Consider the following 15,046-nt stretch of genomic DNA (forward strand, 5'->3'; position numbering starts at 1 on the left):
CCGCGGGACAGCGGATCGCCGCACCAGCTGGACATCAGGACGCCGGGCCTGAAGGCGCGTGGCGCCGCCGTGCCGAGGCGCGCGGCGATCTCGTCGCGCAGCAGCGCCTCCGCCGCAGCGGCGCCGCCGCGTTCGATGGCGGGCGCGAGGCCCGCGCCGATCCAGGCGCTCGCGATGGGGTGGCCCTGCGGCCAGAAGGTGATCGGGACGAGCGCTTCGCCCGGTGCGACCTGGCGGTCGGTGGAAGCATGATCCGGAAGGCCCAGCCGGTCCTCCCCCGAGGCGTGCAGCGCGACCTTGATCGCGTGGCCGAGAGGCAGGTCGTGCACCGCCTGCTGCACGTCGTGCGGCAAGGGCGGATCGAAGCGGATAGCGCCGGCGGCCAGCAGCGAGGTCGGCAGGGTGCACACCACGGCGCGCGCGCGCAGCGTGCCGAAGTCGCCCTCCGCCACAGCTTCGCGCCCCGACCAGCGCAGGCGCGTGACCGCGGCGCCGCAGGATATCGGCAGCCCCTCGCCAAGGCGTGCGACAAGCCGGCCCAAGCCGCCCACCGGAAGCCGGTTGCCGCCCGACAGCAATGTCGCGTGGAAATCGCGGAGGCTCATGGCCTCGAGGGGCGCAGCGGCGATGACCGGCCCCTGCCATTCCACGACCGTGGCATCCCAGTCGCCGCCGCGCGGCGCGGCGTCCGCGACCGGAATGTCCGACCCGGGCGCCGCGGCGCGGGCCGCGATGGCCTGTTCGAAGGCCGCCCAGGCCGCGTCGTAGGCGGCATCCTCGGCAGGGCTGATACGTCGCCCCCCGATGAAGGTGATCTCGCGGCGCGCCGCGTCGCTGTCGACGAGGTGGATGCCGACTTCGCCCGCGAGCGGCACCAGCGGATTCGAGTCCGCCGCATGCAGCCAGGTGGCGCCGAGGTCGAAGGGCACGCCCAGGCTGTGGTCGGTCAGGGCCCGGCCGCCGATCCGTCCACGGGCTTCCAGCACGCGCACGCTGCGCCCGGCGTCCAGCACGGCCCGCGCCGCGGCGATGCCGGCGGCGCCGGCACCGATCACAAGGATGTCGCAATCCATGCGCGCGTCACGCCCGGTGCGGGGCGCGGGTTCGGTTCCGGGCCTCGCTACACCGTCAGCCTGGCGCCGGAGATCTCGACGAGGCGGCGCCAGATGGGCGTGTCACGACGGATCAACTCGGACAGCGCGGCGGGGCTCTCGCTCGTGGTCGGAAGGAAACCCATCTGGCGGAAGCGCTCGACGAAGGCGTGCTCGCGCGCCACGGCCGTGATGGCGGCGAACTGGCGCTGGACGATCTCCGCCGGGGTGTCCTTCGGCGCCATAAGCGCGTTCCAGGTGGTCACGTCGAGGTCGCCGAGCCCGACGTCGCGGAAGTTGCGCATGCCGGGCACGCCGGGGATCAGGGGAAACTCGTCGGCCGAGGAGACGGCCAGCGCCCGCAGCCGCCCCTCCGCCACGTGCGGCAGGAGGATCGTCGGCACGTCGAACATCATGTCCACCGTGCCGGTCAGCATGTCCTGCAACGCCGGCGCGCCGCCGCGATACGGCACATGCGTCACCTCCGCCCCGCCCATCGCGCCGAGGGCGGAGATCAGCAGGTGGCTTGTGGTGCCGGCGCCCGAACTGCCGCCGCGCAGCCCACCCGGATTGGCGCGGGCCCAGCGCATCATCGCGGAGAAGTCGGTCCAGCCGTTGCGCCGCGCGGTCTCGGCGTTCACGACGCAAAGTTGCACGCCGGAGGTGATCTGCGTCACCGGCGTGAAGTCGCGCTGCGGTTCATAGGGGATGCGGTCGTAGAGAGTGGGAAAGGCGCAGAGTGCGGATACGCCGATGACGCCGAGCGTGGTGCCATCCGGCGTGCTGCGCGCCACGTTCTCGGCGCCGAGCATGCCGCCCGCACCAGCCCGGTTGTCCACCACCGCCGTCTGACCGGAAAGATGGGCCGGAAGCCGTTCGGCCAGCAGCCGGCCGATCAGGTCGATGGCGCCGCCGGGCACGAACGGAACAACGATGCGGAGAGGCCGCGCGGTTCCCTGGGCACGGGCAAGGCCAGGCAGCGCGAGCACGCCGGCGCCAAGCAGCACGTGACGTCGGAGCATCGTGATACCTCATCATCTCGTCGGCGCTGCCACTCTGGCGGTGCCCCCACGAGCATTGCAAGCGCCATGCCTCAGGCAGGCGGCAGGCGTTCCAGCACGTGGATGAGAACGGCTGCGGCGACCGAGACATTCAGGCTTTCCACGCGGCCGGAACCCGCCAGCGTCACGCGATGCGCGCAGGCCGCGACCGCGGCCGGCGTCGGCCCGACCTCCTCGTTGCCGAGCAGCAACGCGAATGGCTTGCCGCGCGGCAGAGCCTCGGGCGTGACGCCGCCCTGCGGAACGGCCGCGACGGTCGTGAAGCGGGGCGCCATGGCGCGCAGCGCGACGGCAAGGTTCGGCACGCGATGCAGCGAGAGATGTTCCAGCCCGCCTTCCGACGTCCGGTAGGCCGCGTCCGACAGGCCCGCCTGGCGCGGATCGCCCGAGAGGAGCAGGCCGCTGCAGCCGAAGAAGGCGGCGGAGCGCGCGATGGCGCCGAGGTTGTGCGGGTTCCCCACGGCGTCGAGCACCGGCAGCACGCGCGCCTGCAGCAGTTCCGCCGGGAATGGGGCACCCAGTTCCGGCACCTCGCGCGGAATCGCAACGGCGACGATGCCGCCGTGATGGGCGCTGCCCGCGATCCGGGCGAGTTCGTCGGGCGGCACCTCGCGATAGGGCCTGCGCGTCGCGGCCATCAGCTTGCAGAGTGGCCCGGCCTCGCGGCGCCGGGCAGCGACGTAGAACAGCCGCAGGACAGCGTCCGGGCGCTTCGCAAACAGCGCCGCAACGGCGGATACGCCTGCGATCCGATCCGTCTCGGTCTGGCGCGCGCCGCTCATGCCATGTCGCGCAAGCTGCGCAGAAGGGCGTCCGGCACGTCGATGCCATCGCGCATCGCGCGGGATGCCAACTCGGCGCGGCGGCTGCCGGGAAGCCGCACATCCGGATCGGCGAGCATCGCCTCGATCAGCGTCTCGACGCGGTCGAAGAAGCGGTCGCGACCGGCGAGCGCGCCGGGATCCACGGCCAGGAGCGCGTGACCCAGCGCGGGCCGGTTGCCCGCCTCCTCGAAGAAGCTGTCGGCCTCGAACCCGAAGGCGGCGCCCGTCAGTGCGCAGCACAGCAGTTCCACCACGAGGGCTAGCAGCGCGCCCTTCGTCCCTCCCGCCGCGAGCATGGCGCCGGCAAGCGCGGCCTTGGCGTCCGTGGTGGGATTGCCCTCCGCGTCGATGGCCCAGCCGGGCGGGATGGGGCGGCCTTCCTTCGCGGCGAGCATGATCTTCCCGCGCGCCACCTCGCTCAGCGCCATGTCCACGACCAGCGGTCCGGCGTCGCGGCGCGGGAAGGCGGCGGCGATCGGGTTCGTGCCCATCAGGGCCCGGCGTCCACCCGGCACCGGCATGGCGGCCGGCGAGTTCGTGAAGGCGAGTGCGACAAGCCCGCGCCGTGCGAGCGCGGCGACCGGCAACCCCATCGCGCCCGCGTGATGGCTGTTGGTCACGCCGACGAAGGCGACACCATGCGTGGCGGCGCGCAGCGCGGCCTCCTCGACGGCGAGGGCAAGCGCGGGATAGGCGAGCCCGTGCCGCGCATCGACGAGCGCGGCGCCACCGCGGGATGCGGCAATCCACGGCTCGGCCGTGCCGTCGGCCCGGCCGTTCCGCAGGAAACCGGCGTATTGCGGCACGCGCGAGAGGCCATGCCCCGATTGCCCCTCCGCCTCCCCCGCCACGAGTGCGACGGCCGTCAGCGAGGCCATCTGCGGGTTGGCGCCGGCAGCCAGCAGCGCGTCGCGCGCGAGCGCCTCGGCTTCCGCCAGGCTCACTCTAGGCATCTGGGCGGATCTGCGCCTCGGTGACCAGCGTGGCCCGGCGGTCCGTCTCGTCGCGCACGAAGCACGCCGAGCCTGTGGCGTCCCCGCCCGGGGCCTGGGAGCCGGCGTCGCGGGGCCGGCGAATGACGTCAGCGTCCTGCATCGCAGTCGTGATATCGCGCCCGAGGCGTGCCAACAACGGCATGGGTGCCGCGGACTGGCCGAACACAGCCGCCGCTGACGCTCAGCGCGCCGCCGCGGTCAGCCCGCCAGATGGACACCGCACTATGCAGCGTGGGATTCGATCGGGACATGCGGCCTGCCCGTGGGCGTGCCCCACGAGCGGCTGCGTTGCGAGAAGCAGTGTCGCGCGACGACGCAACTTCGGATGGTTCCTGCGACGCGTTCCTACAGGACGTGTGGCGCCCCTTCGGTGCAGGGGGCAAAGCGGGCGCGGCGCACGCGACCACCTGTCAGCACACGGAAACGCTCAGCTCGGCGATCCAGCAGGGCATGGCTCCGTGCCGTTCATCGGATCGCAGTGATCACGACGGCTCCTGCGTCAAGCGCATCAACATGCCGAGACGCAGGCCACCGCAGTTCCCCTGCGCGAACCTCGACCTCCGGCGGAGATCAGGTCGGCGGCAGTAGCGCTGCGTAAGCCGCTGCCGCGGCGAGGAGAGTGGCTGCGGAGATGATTGCCAGGCGGAACATGGGCGCCCTCATTCTTGCTTTTTGCGGGGGGGTCAGAGGCTGCGGGGACAGCCGCGATCGACGCTGATCGACCGCATCGCCACGATAACAAATTCCATCGTCTCGCCAAGCCGATTCTATCGATCACGAAACGGCGAGTGACACGGTAACCCTTTCAACTCATTCGTGAAATTAGCGTCCAAGGCGTCTCATTTTGCGAGCAGCGCGTCTTGCGGTTGAGTGTGTGGCGAACCGTGTTCCGATGCGGGTTTCCCGAGCCCTCATCGCACGTATTCCGTGCTGCGGAGGAGCCAGCGCGTCGCGCATCGCGACGCCGGTTGAACGATGCAGGAAATTGCTCGCGCGAGCCGGGTCGAGAAGCCTTCGTCACGTCGGCATGCGCGATTGCATTGCCATTGAGGCATGCCATCCCAGCGCAATTCCCGACTCCCTACACTTGCCCGAGGCCTCTTCGTCCTTGCACGCCCGACGCGCGTCAAAAAAATCGCACGACCGCAGCGTTCTGATCCGCCGCCCTCTTCATCACCCTATGCCGCCTTACCGTGGCACGTTCCGCTTCGATCACACGCTCGCTCGGCTGCGGCGACGCGTCGGCAGCTCCGTGGAGAGGATCTGCGCCGGCAGTGGCCCCTTCGAGGCCAACCCGCTCCCGCATGCCGCGATGCTCTCCCAAGCGATGCCGTCGGAGCAGTGGCGCTCGGGCGTCATGAGGCGGGCCGCGCCGCGCCCCTTCAATCGTGTGCGCAGCCATGCTTTGAAGAGTGCAGACACCTGATCGGGGCGAGACGAATGGCCGGCGTCTACTGGTATGGCGGCGAGTGGACCTCGGAGGAACCGAAGCTCACCGGGCCGATGGACCACGCCTTCTGGTTGGGATCGGTCATCTTCGACGGCGGGCGCAGCATCAAGGGCGTTGCACCGGATCTCGACCGCCACTCCGCGCGCTGCGTCGAGAGCGCTCGCAAGATGCTCATGAAGCCGACGAAGACGGCCGAGGAGATCGAAGCCCTGTGCCGCGAGGGCATCCGCCGGATGGGCCCCGACGCGACGCTCTACATCCGGCCGATGTTCTTCGTCCGAAAGGGCCTCGGCGCGGCCCGGCCGGATCCCGACAGCACCGATTTCGTGCTGGCGATCTACGACAGCCCGCTGCCGGGCTTCGCCGGCTTCTCGGCCTGTCTTGCGCCGTTCCGGCGCCCCGCGCCCGACATGGCGCCGACGGACGCGAAGGCATCGTGCCTCTACCCGAACGGCGCGCGGGCAACCGCCTGGGCCGCGGAACGGGGGTTCGACAACGCCGTGATCTGCGACGCGCTCGGCAACGTGGCGGAGTTCGCGAGCGCGAACCTGATGTTCGCCAAGGATGGCGTCGTGGTGACGCCTGCGGTCAACGGCACATTCCTGAACGGCATCACCCGCCAGCGTGTGCTCGCCCTGCTGCGCGGCGCGGGGGTCCCCGTCGAGGAACGCGCGGTGAAGCCGGACGAGTTGGACACCGCCGACGAGATCTTCTCGACGGGCAACTACGCGAAGGTGCAGCCCTGCACGAACTACAACGGACGCGCGCTGCAGCCGGGCCCGCTCGCGCGGCAAGCACGCGAGCTCTACTTCACCTGGGCGGAGGCGCATTGGCGCATCCTGCCCAAGGCCGCCTGACTCACGCGCGCAGCAGTTCCTCCACCATCGCACGCGTCGGCGTCGCGCCGTCGCGGGCGCGGAGCGCGCCGGCGGCCGAGGCGAAGCGCATCACGGCCTCGATCGGCTGCCCTTCGGCAATCGCCAAGGCGTATGCGCCATGGAAAACGTCGCCGGCGCCGGTGGTGTTCGTCGCCTGAACGCGGAAGGCAGGCGTGCGGCGCGGCGTCGGATCATCCGCCGTCATCCACAACGTGCCCTTCTCCCCCTGGGTGACGGCAGCGACCCTGCAACCGGCTGCGAGCGCCTTCCGCAACGCCTCGGCGGGCTTCAGGCCTGGCGCGTAGTTGCCGAGGCCAGGCACGGAGAACACCGCGTGGTCCACCCGCGGGATCAGGTCGAGCAGGATCCTTGTCTCCGTCTTCTCGCCATCGATGACCGTCGGCACGCCCTTCGCCCGAGCGCGGTCCAGAACGCTCGCCGCGCCTTCGGGCCAGCGCGGGTCGCACAGGACGCACTGCGCGGATTCGATCAGGTGCAGAGGCAGCCAGGCGGGATCGGTGCCGAGATTCTCGCCACGGTAGCTGTAGATGCTCCGCTCGCCCTGCGGGTCGACCAGCACGGCCGAGACGGGCGTGCGCCCGCCGGGCGCCATGTGACAGTGGGAAACGTCCACGCCCTGCTCGGCGAGAGCCGCCAGTAGCGGCCTGCCGTTCAGGTCGTCCCCCACCCGTCCCCAGAAGATGCAGTTGCCGCCGAGGCGGGAGACGGCGATGGAAGCATTGGCTGCCAGCCCGCCGGCTCCGAGCGCATAGCTCCGCGCCCGGTTCTTGGATGGCGGCTGGACGATGTCGTCCACATGGAAGGTATGGTCCATGACGACGCTGCCGAGGCAGACGATGACGGGGCGGAGATCCGGAGCCATGCGTCGCAGGGTGCCCGCAGCCGCCGGGCCGCGCAAAGGAAGTCTCGCGCCGGGCCGCGCGCATGAGGCGCCGCTGCCCGATTGGCTGAAGGCGCGGATCCTGCACATGGACGCCGAGGTCCTCGTGCTGGACAAGCCGACGGGTCTTGCGGTCTCGGCCCGCAGCGGCCCCAGCCTCGACGCCTGGCTTCCCGCCCTGCGGCTCGGCAAGCGGCGCGACCCGCAGCCGGCGCACCGGCTCGACGCCGACACGGCCGGGTGCCTCGTGCTCGGCCGGACCGCGCCGATGCTCGCACGGCTGCATGGGCTTTTTGCGGAGCGCCGGGTCGAGAAGCTGTACTGGGCGGTCGTGCGCGGCGCCCCCAAGGCAGAGGCCGGCGTGATCGAGGCGCCGCTGCGCAAGGTCAGCAGCGCCGCGCGCGGCTGGCGGATGGAAACACATGACGCAGGCGATCCCGCCCGCACGGCATGGCGCGTGCTGGGCCGCGGGAGCGGATTGGCCCTCCTGGAGTTGCGACCGGAGACCGGCCGGACGCACCAGTTGCGCGTGCACTGCGCGCATCTCGGCACGCCGATCCTGGGCGATGCGATGTATGGCGGCGGCAGCGGTCCGCTGCACCTGCTCGCGCGGCAAGTCGGCCTGCCCGACCTCTCGATCAGCGTGGTCGCGCCGGTTCCGGAGCACATGCGCCCGGCCGTGGACGGCCTCAGCGCACCCTGAGCTCCGCACGGGCGGCCACGCCGTCCGCGTCCAGCACCGTGATGCGGTAGAAGCCTGGACCGGGCGGCGTCCAGGCCGCCTCGCGCCGCGCCCGCTCGACCTCGAGCGGTCGGCCGTCCACCAGGAAGCTGAGTGGCCGGCGCCCGCCGGCGGCGCGAATCGTCACCGGGCCGCCCTCCGTCAGAAGGGCGCCAGGCATCGGGAAGAGAAGCCGCAGCCGATCGGTGCTTTCGGCCGGCTGTGTCGGCGCGGCGCGAACCAGGGCGGGCTCGCGCGGCGCAGCCGGCAGCAGGGCGAAGCTCCGCGCCAGCACGGGAAGCGCGAGCGCGCGGCCGGTCGCGCCGGGCAGCGGCGTGCCGTCGGGCCGACCGATCCAGACGCCCGCGACGTGCCGCGCATCCAGGCCGAAGGCCCAGGCGTCGCGCCCGGCCCAGCTGGTGCCGGTCTTCCAGGCCACGCCCGCCCGCCCGCCGGCCGGGAAGGGCTGCACGAGCAAGGCAGCGGCCTGGGAAGCAGCGCGTGGCGCGAGCACGGGTTGCCGTTCGATCTCACCGGGCACGACGAGAAGCGGAGCGGCCCGGCCTGCATCGCCCAGCATCGCGTAGAGCGAGACCATGCTGCGCAACGTCATCCCGGCGCCACCGAGCGCCAGCGGGAGAGACGGCTCGGCGCCCGCCGGCAGGCGCGGCGGCGTGCCGGCCGCCTTCAGGAAACCAGCGAAGCGCAGCGCGCCAAGCTCGTTCAGCAGGGCCACGGCGGGCAGGTTGAGCGACTGGCGCAGCGCATCGGCGGCGGTGATCCGGCCCGCGAAGGAACGGTCGAAATTCTCCGGCGCATAGCCGCCGAATCGGAGCGGCAGGTCCGCCAGAACGCTATCCGGCCGCACGATCCCCTCCTCGAAGGCCAGGGCATAGATGAAGGGCTTGAGCGCCGACCCCGGCGAACGCACGGCCCGCGTGAGGTCGAGAGACCCGGCGCGGGGGATGTCCCCGAAGGCGCCGCCGACAAGCGCCCGGACCTGGCGCGTCTCCGTCTCCGCGATGACGAGGGCGAGGGCGGCACGATCGGGCAGCGCGCGCACCGCGTCCTCCGCCAGGCGCTCGGCGGCACGCTGGAGGTCGCGGTCGAGTGTCGTCGTGATCCGGCTTCCGGGCGTGGCGCCGCGCGCGAGATCGCGCGCGAGGTGCGGGGCAAGGCGCGGCATCGGCTGCCGCTGCCGCGGCACGTCGGTCACCAGCGCGGCCGCCCGCTCCTGCGGATTCACGTCACCCGCGCCGACCGCCCGCGAAAGCAGGACGGAGTCCCTGGCGTAGCGGGCGGCGACGGCGTGGCGGTCGGGCCGCAACGCCTCGGGGCGGCGGGCGAGTGCGACGAGCAGGGCGGACTCGGCGGCGTCCAGGGTCGCAGGCGCCCGGCCGAACCAGGCCAGCGAGCCGGCCCGCAGCCCTTCGAGGTTGCCGCCCTGCGGCGCCAGGGTCAGCCACATGCCCAGGATCTCGTCCTTGGAGAAGCGGACCTCGAGCTGCACCGCCCGCAGGATCTCGACCGCCTTGCTGCGCAGGGTCCGAGGTCGCGGATCAAGAAGCCGCGCCACCTGCATGGTGATGGTCGAGCCGCCCGAGACGACCCGTCCGGCGCGCGCCCATTGCACCGCCGCGCGCGCGAGGGCGAGCGGATCCACGCCCGGGTGCCGACGGAAACGGCGATCCTCGGCAGCCAGCAGCATGGCGACGAGATGCGGCGGGACATCCGCGGCGTCGGTGCGCAGCCGCCACATGCCTTCCGCGGCCGGCAGCACCGACAGCACGCGCCCCTCGCGGTCCAGCACCTCGATGCCGATCGCGCGGTAGCGCGACAGATCCGGCGGCAGCAGCCGGTCGAGCGTCGCTGCCGTCGCGCCGAGCAGGACGACAAGCAGCAGGGCGATGCCGCAGTGTCGCCGCATCGGCGTCAGCGCGGCGCCTGGGGACGCGCAGGCGGCGGAGGCGCCGGCGCAGCGGGCATCGGCTCGCCCTCGGCGTAGACCACGATGCGGCCACTGTTCTGGCGTGCGAAGACACCGGGCCGGTACATGTCCGAAGCCTCCATGCCTGGCAGTTCGAAACGGCCAGGCGTCACGGCGCGCAGACGAACGGCAAGCCGCGTCAACGGCTCCTGCGGCGTCAACGTCACCGCCGCGGCGAAGCGGTCGTCACGCGCCGGCTGCGCATCCGGCTCGCTGAGCACGCCGAGCCACGGCATCCCCTGCACCTCCCCTGGCGGCAGCCGCCCGGTGATCTCCCAGCCGGCGGGCAGGCCTTGCATGACCATCGCCTGATGGCGCTCGTTGGTCAGGGCGCGCACCTCGAGAAGAAGCACGAAGTCGGTGCCTGCGCGCACGCGATCGAGATCGAGCGCGCTCCCATCCGTCGCGAAGAATCGGCGTGCAACGCGCAGGCCCTGCGCCGCTGCTGGCAAGGGCGAGGTCGGCACGCCCGTGATGGCAACGGCCTGCATGAGCGACGCTTCGCCACGATTGGTCGCACGCCCCGGCGCGCCCAGCGCCGCGCCGACCACCGGCGACACGGGCAGGTCGCGACCGTCGAGAGTCACGCGCACCGGGCGGCCGTCCCGTCCCAGCAGCGTCGCCGCCACGATGGCCCAGGCCTGCTCCTGCGTATTCGCCATGGCGGGGCTGAAGTCGGCGCCAGGGAGCCGACCGAGCAAATTCGGCAGCTGGTCCTGCGCGACACCGCTCTCGCGCAGCAACACGGCGATGGCGAGCAGATCGCGCGACACGCTGCCGAAGTCGATCCAGCCGCTGCGCGCCGTATTGGCCAGTGCGGCGGCGAAGATCTGCTCCGCCCGCGCGCGGTCGCCCGCGCGCGCGAAGGCGGCCGCGAGCTGCGCGCGCGCCAGTGGCGTCGGCAACGCCTCCACATCCTCCGCCAAGCGGCGTGCAGCGCCCAGGCGGTTGCGGCCTGCCAGGGCCAGCACATGGACGCGATAGGCCAGCAGCGCGCGCTGCTCGGGATCCCGCGCGTCGCGTTCGAGGCCCTCCTCAGCCGCGCGCAGTGCCTCGTTGAGCGCCGCCTCGGGCACCGCCGCGCCGGCGGCGCGGGCACGAAGGAGCGCCTCGGTGGCGTACAGGCTGGCCCACTCCTGCACCTGTCCCTCGGCGCTCCAGAAGCCGAAGCGGCCGTCGAAGCGCTGGCGGTCGAGCACCGAGGTGATCGCCTGGCCGAGCATGGCCGCATCTTCCTGCGCAAGGTCGGGGTTCAGCGGCGCGAAGGCGAGGCCGAGGACACGCGATGCCGCCTGCTCGAGGCAATCCAGGGGAAAGCGCTTGAGCGCGGCGAGCATGCCGCCGGGGTCGTAGCGGACCGGTGCGCCCCAGGTCGCGCGCGCACTCCAGGTGCCGGCGATGAAGCGATCCGCGGGCAAAGGCACCGGAGCAGTCTCGTTCGGCGCAAGCGTCCGGATCGCCACCTCCGTCATCGGCGCGCGGGACGAGCGGACCGCGATGTGCGTCTCGCGCTCGGTGCTGAACCCGCCCGGCCCCGTGACGGCAAGGCGCAGGACACCCTCGCCCGCCACGGTCGCCCGCAGCGTGGTGGCCGGCATGGCGCGGGCACCGGTCGCGAGGGTTTGCACGACCCTTGAGGGTCCGGCGATTTCGACGGCGCCAGTGGCCGTGAGCGTGGCGACGATCTCGCCGGCGGGAAGCTCGATGTTGTGCAGCAGCAGCGGCAGGCGTGCCTCGTCGCCCGGCGCCAGGAAGCGCGGCATCATGGCTTCCGCGACGATCGGCTCGCGCACGGTCATGGGCCGGGAGGCCGATCCCACATTCGCGCCGCTCCACGCGACGACCATCAGGCGCAGCTCGCCGGCGAAGTCGGGCAGGTCGAGCGGCACGCGCGCAACGCCGTCCGGGCCGACCAGCACGACGCCGCTGAACAGCGCAACGAGGCGCTGCGGAATCTCGAGCAGGCCTCCCGCTTCATCGCCACCCTGGCGCAGCACCGCCGCCTCGCCCTCGGCCGGCGCGATCAGGCGGCCGTAATCGTCGCGGATGTCGACGCCGAGCCGTCGGCGCGCCAGGAAATGCGCAACCGGATCGGGTGACCGGAAGCCAGTGATGCGCAGGATGCCCTCGTCCACCGCTGCCAGCGTGAGCATCGCCGGGCCTGGGGGCGCGCCGGCAAGCCGCACGGGGACCTCGACGCGCGTGCGCGGCCGCGCGAGGTCGGGGGCGTCGATCGCGACCTCCATGCGGCGCCGTGCGGGATCGAGCCCGATCCAGGCGAGCCCCAGGGCGCGGGCGGGGCGGCCCGCCGGCGACTGGCCCGCGCGGAACACCGTGACCGCGACATGCGCGCCAGGGCCCCAGGCCGCGTCCACCGGGACCTCGATCTCGGTTCCTGCCTCGGGGATCTCGACCTCGCGCAGCGACAACACGCGGTCGGTCAGGACGGCGACGCTCGCACGACCGGCGAAGGGCGGCGTCACGCGGATCCGCGCCGTCTCGCCCGCGCGGTAGTCGCGGCGCTCCGTCGCAAGATCGACGCGATCCGGCACCTCCGGCGAGTCGGCGCCGGCCCAGCCGGAGCGGAAGCGGTAGGAGGCGATCGCAAGCCCGTTCGGTTCCGTCACCTCGATGCGGTAGCGACCGAAGGGCAGACTGCGCGCAAAGCGCGCGGGCGCGCCGGGGGCGACGCGGAGCTCCGTGCTGTCGACGGGTTCGTCGCGCCAGACCGTCTCGTAGCGCGCCACGCGCTCGCGGATCACGATCCGCCAGTCGGGTCGCTCGCGCACGAGACGCAGGCGAAGATCGGCCTGGATCGCCGCGCCGTCCGGACCGACCGCAGCGATGTCGAAGGCAGCCTCCGCATTCGCATCCACGGCCCCGCCGCCAAAGGCCGGGCGGATGGCAAGCAGGGTGCCGGGCGCACGCACGGGGAACGCGAGACGCGTGCCGCTCGGCCGGCCGCCCGGCTCCTCCATCAGGATGCTCAGCTCCGCACGGAGCGGTCGCGTGGTGTCCGGGACCCGGGGCAGGTTCAGCACGAGCGTGCTGCGCCCCTGTGCGTCGGTCTCCGGGATCGCGATGCCCTGGAGTTCCGGCGAGAAGCTCTCATCGGCGAGGCCGAAGCGCCAACCGCGCCAGGCTTCGAAAGGCTCGGGCTCGACGACGAGCCGCAGTTCGGCGTTGCCCGTCAGCCCTGCGCCAGGTGCGCCATAGAGAAAGCGCGTGGCGATCGGAACTTCGAGCGGCTGCCCTGCGATCAGGGGGCCCTGGACGGGCCCGGCGGTCACCTCCAGACGTTCGGGCACGAACGCGTCCACGCGGAAGGTCACCGTGCCGATGGGCGGCGCATCGGGATCGGCCAGCACGTCGGCGGTCCACATGCCCGCCTGCGCGCCAGCCGAGAGGCGGATGGGCGTGGTGAAGGCCGCGCCGCCGAGCCGATCCGGCACGCCCTGCCAGAACACCTGGCCGTTCGGCCTGAGGATCCGCAGGCGCGCCGGAATCTCCGCGGGCTGTCCGGCCGCATCGCGCAGCAGCGCCGAGATCTGCACGGTCTCGCCGGGACGGTAGATGCCGCGATCGAGCCAGACGAAGGCGTCGAGCGGCCCCGGCTGCGGCTGTCCCGCCGCGCCGCGGTCTGACAGATCGAAAGCGGCCGTCTCGAGGTCGAGCGCGGCGAAGTCATCGCCGACGAAGGCGTGCAGCGCCTGTGGGGCGAGCGCCCCCTGGCCGCGCAAGAGGGCGGGGGCGAAGCGCACCAGCCCGTCGCCGTCGGAAGTCGCCTCTGCCAGGATGTCGTTGTTGCGGGCCAGCAGCGCGACGCGCACGCCCTGGCGCGGCCGGGCATCGGAGAAGCCCCGAACCTGCGCCGCCAGGCCGTTGCCGCGCCAGGCCGTGACGCCGAGATCAGTGACCATGACGGCCACCGCGGCCTCGGCGTTGAACCGAGCGCGGCTTCCGTCCGCGGGCGCCGCAAGCAGCACGTACATGCCGGTCCCGGCTGTGAGCAGCGCGTCCGGCAGCGGCAGAGCCTGCCGAGCCAGCCGGTTCGGCTCGCCTGGGCCGAGCTCCGCCCGGCCTTCCCAGACGAGGCGTCCGCTGTCCTCGGCGATGCCGGAGGCGAGCCAGCTGTCCATCCGCTCGCCCGGCCGCCAGTCGCGCGTCAAGCCGACAAGATTGCGCTCCGTGACCCGCATCAGCCGGAGCGACATCTGCGTGACGTTGACGGTCGCAACCGTCAGGCGTGGCTGCTGACCGCGCGGAAGGATGAAGGTCCGGCTGTCGAAGATGATCCGCGGCGCGCGGTTCGGCATCGCGACGTTGACCGCGGTGTCGCGGATGACCCGCAGACCGTCCTCGCCCGGCAGTCCGGCGCGCAGGATCATGCGCGTCGAGCGGCCCCAAGGCAGACCCGCCACGCAGATCTGGTCGCCTTCCTTCGTGACCGCGAGACCGGGCAGCGGAGGCTCGGCATGGATCCAGTCCCGCGGCTGCCAATCCGTCCGGCGCGCCGGCGCCGAGGTGAAGACGAGGCAGGCGCGCGCCGGCTCCGCATCCGGCTCCGTCCGAAGCTGGCGCACGAGCAGCCCGGCAGCACGACGGGCGCTGGCCAGCGCCTCCCGATGACGCGTCTCCTCCGGTGCACGCTGGACGACGGCCTCCAGCGCCTGGATCTGCCAGATCGGCTGGTCGAGGCGCCGGAGGGCCTCCGCCATCAGAAGCAGCGACGGGATCTCCGGCACGCCGCCCGGAACGAGCATGAAGGCGCGCCAGCTTGCCTGCAGGGCGCGCGCCGGCTCGGGCGGCGTGCGGCGCAGCTGCGCATCTGCCAGGGCGAGCCAATGATCGGCACTCGCCTGACCGGCTCCGACACGCTCCTCCCAGGCCGCGGCAGCAGCGCCCCAATCGCCGCGCTGCTGCGCCGCGCGCGCCCGCGTCTCGGCGGCGGTCCGCTGCTGCGGCGTGGCGCCGGCGGGAAAGCGGCGGCTCAGCTGGGCTTCGTAGGAGAGCGCGTCATTCTCGAGCCCGGGCAGCTCGAAGGCGGTTGCCGGGACGGCGAAGAGTAGGCCGAGAAGGACGAGCAGGAGCGGAACGAGGCGCGGCATGGCGAGATCCCCAAGCGGGGGCGAGCATGC

9 protein-coding genes are annotated in these 15,046 nt (G+C 72.6%); 2 read left to right on the forward strand and 7 right to left on the reverse strand.

Annotated elements, in window-relative coordinates; all coding sequences use genetic code 11:
* The 4 genes from L2I40_RS00005 to L2I40_RS00020 all read right to left on the reverse strand — a co-directional run.
* Window positions 1-1,073: flavin monoamine oxidase family protein (locus L2I40_RS00005; protein ID WP_237212793.1), on the reverse strand; the 1,073-nt coding region annotated here is incomplete at its 3' end.
* Between the two features lie 47 nt (window positions 1,074-1,120).
* A complete protein-coding gene (locus L2I40_RS00010; RefSeq protein WP_237212794.1) occupies window positions 1,121-2,113 on the reverse strand; it encodes a Bug family tripartite tricarboxylate transporter substrate binding protein in 993 nt (330 codons plus the stop codon).
* 71 nt (window positions 2,114-2,184) lie between these two features.
* Complete coding sequence (locus tag L2I40_RS00015) at window positions 2,185-2,934, reverse strand: TrmH family RNA methyltransferase (RefSeq protein WP_237212795.1); 750 nt, start codon at window positions 2,932-2,934, stop codon at window positions 2,185-2,187.
* Entirely contained in the window at window positions 2,931-3,929 is a 999-nt protein-coding gene (locus L2I40_RS00020; protein WP_237212796.1) for an Ldh family oxidoreductase, read from the reverse strand. Before L2I40_RS00020 ends, L2I40_RS00015 begins: the two co-directional genes overlap by 4 nt.
* Before the next feature lie 1,482 nt (window positions 3,930-5,411).
* Between L2I40_RS00020 and L2I40_RS00025 the strand changes: the two genes are divergently transcribed.
* Window positions 5,412-6,278: a branched-chain amino acid aminotransferase gene (locus L2I40_RS00025; protein WP_237212797.1), complete on the forward strand. Its 867-nt coding sequence runs from the start codon at window positions 5,412-5,414 to the stop codon at window positions 6,276-6,278.
* 1 nt (window position 6,279) lies between these two features.
* Here the strand turns inward: L2I40_RS00025 and L2I40_RS00030 are convergent, their stop codons facing one another.
* Window positions 6,280-7,182, reverse strand: coding sequence for a PfkB family carbohydrate kinase (locus L2I40_RS00030; protein WP_237212798.1), 903 nt, complete (start codon window positions 7,180-7,182; stop codon window positions 6,280-6,282).
* Here L2I40_RS00030 and L2I40_RS00035 point away from each other — a divergent pair.
* A complete protein-coding gene (locus L2I40_RS00035; RefSeq protein ID WP_237212799.1) occupies window positions 7,181-7,903 on the forward strand; it encodes an RluA family pseudouridine synthase in 723 nt (240 codons plus the stop codon). The two genes, L2I40_RS00030 and L2I40_RS00035, sit on opposite strands and share 2 nt — an antisense overlap.
* Here the strand turns inward: L2I40_RS00035 and pbpC are convergent.
* Together pbpC and L2I40_RS00045 are read right to left on the reverse strand one after the other, a co-directional pair.
* On the reverse strand, window positions 7,890-9,848 hold the full coding sequence (gene pbpC, locus L2I40_RS00040) for a penicillin-binding protein 1C (protein ID WP_237212800.1): 1,959 nt from the start codon (window positions 9,846-9,848) through the stop codon (window positions 7,890-7,892). The genes L2I40_RS00035 and pbpC overlap by 14 nt on opposite strands.
* A 5-nt stretch (window positions 9,849-9,853) precedes the next feature.
* Entirely contained in the window at window positions 9,854-15,016 is a 5,163-nt protein-coding gene (locus L2I40_RS00045) for an alpha-2-macroglobulin family protein (RefSeq protein ID WP_237212801.1), read from the reverse strand.
* Between the last annotated feature and the right edge of the window lie 30 nt (window positions 15,017-15,046).

Origin of the sequence: Falsiroseomonas oryziterrae, from assembly GCF_021864505.1 — a bacterium.
In the GTDB taxonomy this organism is placed as follows: Bacteria; Pseudomonadota; Alphaproteobacteria; order Acetobacterales; family Acetobacteraceae; genus Falsiroseomonas; species Falsiroseomonas oryziterrae.

What these genes read in the sequence shown, in the direction of transcription:
- L2I40_RS00035 (WP_237212799.1), top strand. Translation starts at nt 7,181, where the DNA reads ATGCGTCGCAGGGTGCCCGCAGCCGCCGGGCCGCGCAAAGGAAGTCTC.
- L2I40_RS00020 (WP_237212796.1), bottom strand. Translation starts at nt 3,929, where the DNA reads ATGCCTAGAGTGAGCCTGGCGGAAGCCGAGGCGCTCGCGCGCGACGCG.
- pbpC (WP_237212800.1), bottom strand. Translation starts at nt 9,848, where the DNA reads ATGCGGCGACACTGCGGCATCGCCCTGCTGCTTGTCGTCCTGCTCGGC.
- L2I40_RS00025 (WP_237212797.1), top strand. Translation starts at nt 5,412, where the DNA reads ATGGCCGGCGTCTACTGGTATGGCGGCGAGTGGACCTCGGAGGAACCG.
- L2I40_RS00045 (WP_237212801.1), bottom strand. Translation starts at nt 15,016, where the DNA reads ATGCCGCGCCTCGTTCCGCTCCTGCTCGTCCTTCTCGGCCTACTCTTC.
- L2I40_RS00015 (WP_237212795.1), bottom strand. Translation starts at nt 2,934, where the DNA reads ATGAGCGGCGCGCGCCAGACCGAGACGGATCGGATCGCAGGCGTATCC.
- L2I40_RS00010 (WP_237212794.1), bottom strand. Translation starts at nt 2,113, where the DNA reads ATGCTCCGACGTCACGTGCTGCTTGGCGCCGGCGTGCTCGCGCTGCCT.
- L2I40_RS00030 (WP_237212798.1), bottom strand. Translation starts at nt 7,182, where the DNA reads ATGGCTCCGGATCTCCGCCCCGTCATCGTCTGCCTCGGCAGCGTCGTC.